The sequence below is a fragment of the Myxococcus sp. AB025B genome, assembly GCF_006518215.1.
Taxonomy (GTDB): Bacteria; Myxococcota; Myxococcia; order Myxococcales; family Myxococcaceae; genus Myxococcus; species Myxococcus fulvus.
On record NZ_SRLW01000763.1, the window covers coordinates 1 to 388 of the forward strand.

The window sequence follows — 388 nt, forward strand, 5'->3', positions numbered from 1 at the left end:
TTATTAACCAAAGCATTACATTTATTGAAATTGAAGGAAAAAAAAACGCACAAGCCTGTATCACACTTAAGAATTTATTGCAGATTTATATAAATTCTCCCGATATAAATAACGAAAAAGCCGTTCTGCTTGCCAGGGATGAAACACTCGGCAATTGCCTTAATTTGACGGAAATTATCCCTCAGGCTTCTGTTCGTTATGACGTTAACGAGCAACGTCTGGATATAGACGTTCCTCAGGCATGGGTAATGAAAAATTACCAAAACTATGTTGATCCATCGTTATGGGAAAATGGCATTAATGCGGCCATGTTGTCATACAACCTCAACGGATATCATAGTGAAACTCCTGGTCGAAGAAATGACAGCATTTATGCTGCTTTTAACGG

1 protein-coding gene is annotated in these 388 nt (G+C 37.9%); it reads left to right on the plus strand.

Going from position 1 to position 388, the window contains the following annotated elements; translation table 11 throughout:
• Positions 1–388: FimD/PapC N-terminal domain-containing protein (locus FL311_RS43850; protein WP_305036195.1), on the plus strand; the 388-nt coding region annotated here is incomplete at both ends.